General features: G+C 27.2%; 7 protein-coding genes, 2 tRNA genes and 2 rRNA genes. 3 read left to right on the top strand and 8 right to left on the bottom strand.

What is annotated here, in order from left to right:
- Nucleotides 1–108: 108 nt before the first annotated feature.
- Together BM027_RS17640 and fusA are read right to left on the bottom strand one after the other, a co-directional pair.
- The gene (locus tag BM027_RS17640; protein WP_090094485.1) at nt 109–345 is read right to left on the bottom strand and encodes a hypothetical protein; all 237 of its coding nucleotides are present in this window, start codon (nt 343–345) and stop codon (nt 109–111) included.
- A gap of 302 nt (nt 346–647) precedes the next feature.
- On the bottom strand, nt 648–2,723 hold the full coding sequence (gene fusA, locus BM027_RS17635; protein WP_090094484.1) for an elongation factor G: 2,076 nt from the start codon (nt 2,721–2,723) through the stop codon (nt 648–650).
- Nucleotides 2,724–3,116: 393 nt separating this feature from the next.
- Between fusA and wsfD the strand changes: the two genes are divergently transcribed.
- Together wsfD and BM027_RS17625 are read left to right on the top strand one after the other, a co-directional pair.
- Nucleotides 3,117–4,625 carry a glycan biosynthesis hexose transferase WsfD gene (gene wsfD, locus BM027_RS17630; protein ID WP_090094483.1) on the top strand — a complete coding sequence of 503 codons (1,509 nt, stop codon included), beginning with the start codon at nt 3,117–3,119 and terminating at the stop codon, nt 4,623–4,625.
- Between the two features lie 27 nt (nt 4,626–4,652).
- Entirely contained in the window at nt 4,653–6,512 is a 1,860-nt protein-coding gene (locus BM027_RS17625; RefSeq protein WP_090094482.1) for an LTA synthase family protein, read from the top strand.
- A 395-nt stretch (nt 6,513–6,907) separates the two neighbouring features.
- On the opposite strand, the gene BM027_RS17620 is transcribed toward BM027_RS17625, so the two are convergent.
- Together BM027_RS17620 and BM027_RS17615 are read right to left on the bottom strand one after the other, a co-directional pair.
- The gene (locus BM027_RS17620; protein WP_090094481.1) at nt 6,908–7,357 is read right to left on the bottom strand and encodes a VanZ family protein; all 450 of its coding nucleotides are present in this window, start codon (nt 7,355–7,357) and stop codon (nt 6,908–6,910) included.
- Between the two features lie 175 nt (nt 7,358–7,532).
- The gene (locus tag BM027_RS17615; RefSeq protein WP_090094480.1) at nt 7,533–7,970 is read right to left on the bottom strand and encodes a hypothetical protein; all 438 of its coding nucleotides are present in this window, start codon (nt 7,968–7,970) and stop codon (nt 7,533–7,535) included.
- 259 nt (nt 7,971–8,229) lie between these two features.
- Between BM027_RS17615 and BM027_RS17610 the strand changes: the two genes are divergently transcribed.
- On the top strand, nt 8,230–8,625 hold the full coding sequence (locus tag BM027_RS17610) for a hypothetical protein (protein WP_090094479.1): 396 nt from the start codon (nt 8,230–8,232) through the stop codon (nt 8,623–8,625).
- Nucleotides 8,626–8,654: 29 nt separating this feature from the next.
- On the opposite strand, the gene BM027_RS17605 is transcribed toward BM027_RS17610, so the two are convergent.
- The 4 genes from BM027_RS17605 to BM027_RS17590 form a co-directional block, all read right to left on the bottom strand.
- Nucleotides 8,655–8,730 (bottom strand) — tRNA-Ala (locus BM027_RS17605).
- A 4-nt stretch (nt 8,731–8,734) separates the two neighbouring features.
- Nucleotides 8,735–8,811, bottom strand: a tRNA-Ile gene (locus tag BM027_RS17600).
- Between the two features lie 3 nt (nt 8,812–8,814).
- Nucleotides 8,815–8,931: ribosomal RNA gene (rrf, locus tag BM027_RS17595) — 5S ribosomal RNA — on the bottom strand.
- A gap of 186 nt (nt 8,932–9,117) precedes the next feature.
- Nucleotides 9,118–9,258, bottom strand: a 23S ribosomal RNA gene (locus tag BM027_RS17590); the annotation flags it as partial.

Raw genomic sequence — 9,258 nt, 5'->3', positions numbered from 1 at the left:
GATAATTTATGTATTATGGAGATGTTTTTACATCTCCTTTTTATTTTATCTAGTTTTAATTACTTCTTCTGCCTACTAAAATTATACTCTAACTTATACTCTTATATATTATTTTTGTTTATAAGCATTAATAGAATAATCTCCAAATGTATCATATCCCTCATCACTAATAATAAATTCATTATCTTTAAGCATTGAATTGATAATATTTATATTTTGTTTATTATCTTTATTTATCTTTATTATAAAATTATCTCCACTATCCACAATACCAAGATAATCAAAAATATTACTATATTCGTTTAAACCAAGACTACCTTTAATATCCATACTATAATCTGACATATCCCATCTCCCTCATCTCTACATTAAAATCTTCATATATTAGTGCTCTATAAATTTATTATTCCTTAGCTAATTAACTTTTATTCGTTATTTATTATGTAAAAAAAGATATGAATACCAATATTTACTAGGTATCCATATCTTTAATAATTTATATGTTATATATATATGTTTTAGGATGATTTCTTCATTAAATTTACCACTGAGTCACTTAAAATTTTTACTATTTAGGCACATGAAATTTTTAGAATTTTTTTATTTGGCTCTGTTTTAATATAGTGTTGAAACAGAGCCTTTTATTTTTATATAGTATTTAATGCCTCTATAACCTTAGTTGCCTCCATTTCTGGAACTTCCTCATACCTTACAAATTCTTTTGTAAAATTCCCACTTCCATGTGTAATTGATCTTAAATCAGTTACATATCTACTTATTTCGGCAAGTGGAATTTCAGCTGTTACTTCTTGCTTAAAGTCCTTTGATTCCATTCCAAGCACTCTTCCTCTTTTTTTATTGATATCGCCTATTACCTCCCCCATATATTTATCAGGTACCTCAACTTGTAATTTCATAATTGGTTCTAACAAAATAGGTTTAGCTTGTTCTAGACCTTTCTTATAAGCTAAAGAAGCTGCAACCTTAAATGCCATTTCTGATGAATCTACTGGATGATAAGAACCATCGTGTAAAGTAGCCTTAAGACCTATAACAGGACACTTTGCAAGTACACCATGTTCTATGCACTCTCTTAATCCTTTTTCTACTGCTGGTATAAAGTTCCTTGGAACTGCACCTCCAACAACTTTATCAACAAATTCTAAATCAGTCTTTCCATCACTTCTTGGTTCAAACTTAATTACAACATCTCCATATTGTCCATGTCCCCCTGATTGTTTTTTATGTTTGCCTTGCACATCAGCGGAAGACTTTATTGTTTCTTTATATGGTACTTTAGGATCTCTTAATAACACATCAGCTCCAAATTTATTTTTTATCTTACTTGCAATTATATCAATATGAGTTTCTCCAAGTCCTGAAATAATTGTTTCTGCATTTTCCCCATCTCTATTTACTGTGAAAACAAGGTCCTCATCTTTTAATTTAGCTAAAGCTTGAGAAATTTTATCTTCGTCGCCTTTAGTCTTCGGAAGTACTGCCATTGAAAATACTGGTGTTGGGAAATTCATCTTATCGTATAAGATTTTAAAATCATTACTACATAAAGTATCTCCAGTTCCAGTATATTGCAACTTAGAAATAGCTCCAATATCTCCTGCTATAATCTTTTTAGTTGGTATTTGAGTCTTACCACTAATAAAACAAATATGTGAAAGCTTTTCGCTCTTATTTTTATTAGTATTTAAAACAATCATATCTTCTGTTACTTCTCCTGTTATAACTCTAAAAAATGATATTTTACCAACAAACGGGTCAGCAATAGTCTTAAACACCAATGCAGAAAAAGGTTTATCTTGATCAAGTCCAACAAAAACCTCCTCATTTTTCTCTATATCTAAAGCTTTTTGAGGAATTGCATATTCTGGTGAAGGAAAACATTCAACTATATCATCAATTAATGAATCCATACCTATAACTTTAAGTGCACTACCACACATAACTGGTGCAATATCCCCACTGGCACATCCATTAATTAATCCCTTATATATTTCTTCTTCACTTAATGTGCCCTCATTTAAATATTTATCTAATAAAATTTCATCAGTTTCAGCAACTGCCTCCATAATCATCTCTTTACATTTTTGTATTTTATCATTTAGCTCTTCTGGAATATCTATAATTTTTGTTTTCTTTGTCTTAATATCATATGTTTTAGCTTGCTTTGAAATAATATTAACTACTCCAGTAAACTTATCTTCTGAGCCTATTGGATATTGAATTGGTACAATACTCATCCCAAATTTAGTTTTAAGTGCTTCTAATACATTATCAAAGCTAGAATTTTCTCTGTCTAACTTATTTATAAAAAATGTTCTTGGTAATTTAATCTTATTGCAATATTCCCAAGCTTTCTCAGTTCCAACCTTTATTCCTGATACTCCACTTACAACTATCATTCCTACATCTACAGCTCTCATACCTTGGACACATTCACCCTCGAAATCATAATATCCTGGAGCATCAACAATATTTATCTTTACATCTTCTAATTCAATTGGTGCTACTGAAAGTGCAATTGAAATTTTTCTTTTCTTTTCTTCAGCATCAAAATCTAGGACTGTCGTTCCATCTTCAATTTTTCCTAATCTATCAGTTATTTCTGAATGATATAAAATGCTCTCTGCTAAAGAAGTTTTTCCTGTACCACTATGTCCCATTAAGCCTACATTTCTTAAATTTTTAATACTATAATCTTTCATAAATCCATAGCCAAACCTATAAGTCTCCTTAGAAGCTGGCTTTCACCTGCCTTTCTCCTGATACACTAAATTTTCCAGGTCTAGCAGTTCTAATACTCATCCCTATATATACAGTCGTAAAGAACATACACGACCTTAGATTAAGTTATTCTAATATTTCAGTTTAGGAAAATACTTATTTGAAATAAAATCCATCTAAATTTAAGAATCACTTTATACTTAATATAAGTATATGAAGTATTTTTTCTATAATTATAATATTCTATAATTATTTTCAAATCCCTTTATATTTTTCTAAATATTCTGAATATTCAATTGCTATTAAATTTTTTTGTGTAATGATATAATAAATATTATGACTTTTAAATTTAATATATGGAGGAAACATTTTTAATGAAGACCAAAAAAAGAATTAAAAATAATTACACATTATTCATTTTGATAGCTTTTATTATAATTGCAGTTGGAGTAACATCCTTTGTACTCTTTAAATCACCTCATTTAGGCATTGCTGATCAAGGAGATTTTGATAGAGTAATGAGTTCTTCTGGATTATCACTATTAGATTCAGATAAAGCAAATCCAGATTTCAAAAGATTTTATGATTATACAGTAACAGATTATAAAATTTCTAATTTTTTTAAAACTATTCTTGGACCTATTATAGGATCTAGTATAGGAATATTAATTTTATTTATAAGTTTTATATGTAAGCTTTTTAATCAAGATATATTTAGAACACAATATTTAGCTATAGCTTATAGTTTTATATATATTTTTTCATTAACCATGATATTAAAGTATTTAAATATCAAAAGTAAATTAAAGCTTACTTTAATAGGACTCTTAAGCCTATTTGTTTTTTTTGATGGTAATTACTTACTTTGGTTTAATAGTCTTTATGGGGAACCAATGATGCTTACCTCATTATTACTATTCATCGCTACCTTTCTATACTATATAAATTATAAATATGTTGTAAAAGGTACTGATAAATTAACATCTAAAATAGTATATGTTTTAATAGCATCATTTATATTTTTAGGGTCAAAGATGCAAGTACTTACAGCACTTCCCTTTGTAATAATCCTTTTAGGTAAAGTCTTATGGGACAATCGACTTATTTTACCTAAACGTAATTTAAATACATTATTAATAATATTTTTTATTGTAATTATTTACCCTATTCAACTTAACATGATAAATGGAAATATAAGCAAAGATACACAATATAATTCAGTATTTTATGGAGTTTTAAATGGCTCTAATACACCAGAACAAGACTTAATAGATTTAGGGCTTAATCCTGATATGTCTGTTGAAGCAGGTAAACATTCATATTTAAATGAAAGTGACTATGTGAAATATGTACCTAGAACTGAAATTACAGAAAAAGAATTTTATGAAAAAATAGGAAATCTTAAATTAGCTAAATTTTATTTAACTCATCCTATGAGATTAATACAAGGTATGGAATATACAGCAGATAAAGCTTTTTTAACTAGTACTGCTTTAGGTAAAGCGCCAAGGAGCTATAGCGAAAAGCCTGTAAAAGAATTTAATAGATTTACTACTTGGTCATCTTTTAAGGAAAATAGCTTTCCAAGAAACTTATTCTTTATAATTGGAGTATATCTTGTTATCTTTTTAATTTCTCTATATGAATATTTTAGAAATAAAACTAATTATGGAATAACAAATAAAATCTTTTTACTTTGGGTAATTATGCTTATTGGAGCAATTCAATTTCCTATGCCATTTGTAGGTAATGGACAAGCCGATACTGCAAAACAATTATATCTATTTAACTTTATTTTTGATATTCTATTAGTAATTATAATAAGTTGGTGTTTTTCTAAATCAACTAAGTTTATTAAATTCAAAGGAAAAAATAAAAAATAAAATATAAAAACAAAGGAATTAATTTTTATGGATAAAACTAGTTTTAAATCATATTTTAAAAAAATATATACATCATTAATTGAAGCAAAAAATAAGCTACTTACAACACAAATTAGGAAATTAAGACTTAGTATTGTAATAGCAATGTTAATAAAAACTATTTTATTTTTAACTCTACTTCAAGTTACTACTGCTGATGAAATTAAAATAGGGAATATACAGTTCAAGTTTGCTCTTGTGTATTTAGCATTTATACTGCTTCTATATTCTTTTGGATATCTATTCTCCAAAAATAAACAGATTATATTTTATATAATATTAAATATTTCTTATAGTATATTATTGATAGCAGATTTATGGTATTTCAGAGTAAATAGAGACTTCTTTGGAATTAAAAACATACTTTTTAAAGGTACATTTAATCCCATAGGTAGCTCACTGTTTAACTTTAAGCTAATTGATATAATTTTTATTATAGACGTATTCTTAATAATTGTTTGGATTGTTAAAAGAAATATTAAAAATCCGCATGAAAAAAATATAAAGGATTTCTTATTTACATTAACCTCTTCGATTTTAATTATTTTAATTTCATTTATATGTTTAGATGTATTAAAATTAGGCAAATTTGGTACAAGCATTGTATCTAGTCAATGGACAACCTTAATGTCTGCCGAAGCACCTGGTCCATTAGGATATGATGTTGTGCAAGCTTCAAAAACTTTAAGTAAAGCTATCAATAAAGTTAGTGACGAAGATAAACAAAAAATTGAAAAATGGATAGATTATAATAAAGAAGATATACAGCCTAATAAATATAGTGGATTATTTCAAGGTAAAAATGTAATTTTTCTGCAAATAGAATCCTTAGAGAATTTTGTCATTAATCAAAAAGCAAATGATAAAGAAATATCTCCTTTCTTAAATAAACTTTCAAGGGAAGGATTGTATTTTAACAATATATACGAACAAAATAATGCAGGTAATAGTATTGATTGTGATTTAATGGTTAATACATCTATTTATCCATTAGGTGATAAAATAACAGCGTTAAATTATGGTGAAAATGTCTATTCTAACTCGTTACCAAGAATTCTTGAACAAGAAGGTTATACAACTATATCAACGCATGCAGAACTTCCTGGCGAGTTTAATTGGTCAGAGTTACATAAAAATGGATTTGGAGTACAATCACTTTGGAGTATTAATGATTATACCTATGAAGAAACTGTTGGGTATGGATTATCTGATAGAAGTTTTTTAACTCAGATTTCTGAAAAAGTTAAAGATTTAAAGAAACCATTTTTCCTTCAAGCTCCTACATTATCTAGTCATGGACCTTTTAACATAGATCAAAAATATAGAGAGTTAAATCTACCAGATGAAATAGATAAAAGCTATTTAGGTGGGTATTTTGAAAGTGTTCATTATACAGATAAACAATTAGAAATGTTTTTTAATCAACTTGAATCATCAGGATTACTAAATAATACTGTATTAGTTATTTATGGAGACCATACAGGTGTACATAAATATTACAATGATTCAATAAAAGACTTGGATTATGAAGGTAATTGGTGGAAAGAATATGATCATAAAATTCCATTAATTATATATTCAAAAGATGTCACTCCTAGTATAGTAGAAGCGCATGGTGGACAAGTTGATATACTTCCTACTATATCGTATCTTTTAGGCTTGAATGATAATTTATATAAAGATACTTCCATGGGAAGAATATTAGTTAATACTAATAGAAATGCAACAATAATAAAAGGAAATAATATTGTTGGTGAAGTTAATAGTAGTGAAGAAAAGGATCACTTATTAAACGCTTATGATATTGGTGATAAAATTATTAAAAATAATTACTTTAATAATCCATAAATATGTGCTTAAAATTTTAGATAATTTTCTATTGTTTTAATAAAGATATGAATACAAAACTTGGGATGTTACTATCAAATAAAAATGGGCTGTCAGAATTACCAAGTGAAGTAATAACAAAGAAATAGAAATAACATTTATTAAAGAAGACTAGAAAAATTTCGCTAATAGTTTCTAACATTTAAAGTTGTACTCATAAAAGATTGCTCCTAATATGCATTAAGACAATCATTTATGGAACAACTTCAAATGAAGAAACTCTAAGCTTATTTTTCAATGCTTCTTCCACAAATGTTATTTTTATTTCTTTTTTTAATATATTGTATTATGAGACAGCCCCTTCATATTTGCCAAATCTATCCCTTTTAGTTTACCTTTAATAAAAGATAAGCATTTTATATACTATTTTTCTTTCTAATAGACTTATGTTTTAAATCCATAATAAATATTGATGTTGCTCCTCCTAGTGTATCAATTATTACATCTCTAATTGCCCCTTCTCTACCTGGAATAAATAACTGATGAAATTCATCCGAACAAGCATAAGCAAATACTACTAATAATACAATAAATTTGATTTTACTTTTATTGTAATACAACCCCAATACATTTAAAGTTAAAATACCTAAAATCATATATTCTAAAAAATGAGATATTTTTCTTATAATAAAATTAGATAGTTCACCAAAAATACTACTCATGTGTATACCCATTTTACTCAATAACATTATAGTAGTAGTACTCTGTTTATCAGATACAACTGCTGGTTGATTAGACATAATAAAAATAACTGTCATCCATCCAATCAATAAACCCCAATAAATAATTTTTCTTTTATTCTTCATTAGTCTCTCCATCCATATTATATTTTACATGATTACTATATCTTGTAATGCATACTTTTTTCATAATAAAAGTATTAAATTGTATGTTTAATACTTAATACAAATTAATTATATACATTTTAAATAATTATTACTACCTATCATATTATTAATTAATAATATGATAGGTAGTAATCTACTCACACATATATTTATTTATATAAGCTAATGACTCCTCTAATAATTCTTGTCCTCTTTCTAAATCATCTAACTTTAATTCTAAATTGCATACTCTTTGATCTACCTTATGCATAAGGTCCTTAATATCACATAATAACTTAGCTTCATATGTTACTTGAACTCCGTCACTATCAATAAATATTTTTTCTGGAGGAGCGCCACACTTAGTACATTTTGCATATATATTATCATTATCTAAATCCTTAAATACTTTAAAAACATTATTATTACAAGATGAGCAACTTGATAACATTATAAAATCATAATAATTTATATCATGATAATAAATACTTTCACACTCTTTGCATATTAATTTTAACTTATTATCTTCACTTTTTATATAAAATTCATTTCCACTACACCCATCTTTTTCACATACCACTGTTCTTATCATATAAATTCTCCTCCTCATTTTTCTTCTCCAAAAGAAAACCCTATAAATTTAATATGTTTTTCACCTTAAAAATATTCCTTATTCCTTTAAGAATAATAATGAGTATTAGATTGAATTTTATATTATTACTTTATTTTAATATATAACTTTTTAATAACTTTAAGATAATTGAATAAAAAACCTATATTTTTCACCTACTATATATATTCGATAAATTAAATTATTATAAAGAAGATTTTTAATAATAGGGGGTCATTTTTTGAAAAAATTATTTATACTTTTCTTAAATCTAATACTAGTATTTAATTTTATATCTTGTAATAAGAGTATTTATAAAGATGGAATCTATATAGGCACTGGAGATACCTACCTAAATGGATCTGATGATGCTACTATTACTATTGATGAAGGTAAGATTGTGGATTTAACCTTACGTCACCTAGATAAAAATAAAACAGAAGTTAATTATAAAGAATGGAGTGGTGAAGAAGTAAATGGAATTACAAATCCTAATTTAAGAAAATATCGAGGTGATTTTATTAAAAAAGTATTAGAACAACAAAATTCAGAAATTAATATAATTGATGAAATTCCTGAAATATCAACAAATTGGAGATTAGCTGTAAATCGTGCTTTAGAAAAGGCAAAAAAATAAAGCTATGAATTACTTCATAGCTTTTTCAATGGTGGAGATAAAGAGATTCGAACTCTTGACCCCCTGCGTGCAAGGCAGGTGCTCTCCCAACTGAGCTATACCCCCAAAATGGTGGACCTTCAGGGACTCGAACCCCAGACCTACCGGTTATGAGCCGGTTGCTCTAACCAACTGAGCTAAAGATCCTGAACCTGGCAACGTCCTAGTCTCCCACACAGTCGCCCATGCAGTACCTTCAGCGCTATAGATCTTAACTGTCCTGTTCGGAATGGAAAGGAGTGTTACTTCTATGCCATCATCACCAGATTTATTATAGTAATAATTATATCCTGAATTTATTACTATGTCAATCTTTTTATATTAGAAAGAATTATTCTTTCAAAATTGCACATAAGTAAGAGCCAAAATCTAAGATTTTGTTTCTCGAACTTACTCAGCGAATGTGAGTGAGTCGAGTCTCCTTTTTAATGTATATATTTACTTAATTAATTATTGGTCAAGCCCTCGACCTATTAGTATCAGTCAGCTAAATATGTTACCATACTTACACCTCTGACCTATCAACCTTGTAGTCTTCAAGGGGTCTTACTAGCTTACGCTATGGGAAATCTCATCTTGAAGGAGGCTTCACGC

The sequence above is a fragment of the Clostridium uliginosum genome (assembly GCF_900112485.1).
Classification (GTDB): domain Bacteria; phylum Bacillota; class Clostridia; order Clostridiales; family Clostridiaceae; genus Clostridium; species Clostridium uliginosum.
The sequence above is the reverse complement of the archived record's forward strand: the minus strand, read 5'-3'. Positions and strand labels throughout refer to the sequence as shown.

Bases quoted from the DNA above. Each gene is read 5' to 3' on its own strand.
- BM027_RS17640 (WP_090094485.1), bottom strand. From the start codon at position 345: ATGTCAGATTATAGTATGGATATTAAAGGTAGTCTTGGTTTAAACGAA.
- fusA (WP_090094484.1), bottom strand. From the start codon at position 2,723: ATGAAAGATTATAGTATTAAAAATTTAAGAAATGTAGGCTTAATGGGA.
- wsfD (WP_090094483.1), top strand. From the start codon at position 3,117: ATGAAGACCAAAAAAAGAATTAAAAATAATTACACATTATTCATTTTG.
- BM027_RS17625 (WP_090094482.1), top strand. From the start codon at position 4,653: ATGGATAAAACTAGTTTTAAATCATATTTTAAAAAAATATATACATCA.
- BM027_RS17620 (WP_090094481.1), bottom strand. From the start codon at position 7,357: ATGAAGAATAAAAGAAAAATTATTTATTGGGGTTTATTGATTGGATGG.
- BM027_RS17615 (WP_090094480.1), bottom strand. From the start codon at position 7,970: ATGATAAGAACAGTGGTATGTGAAAAAGATGGGTGTAGTGGAAATGAA.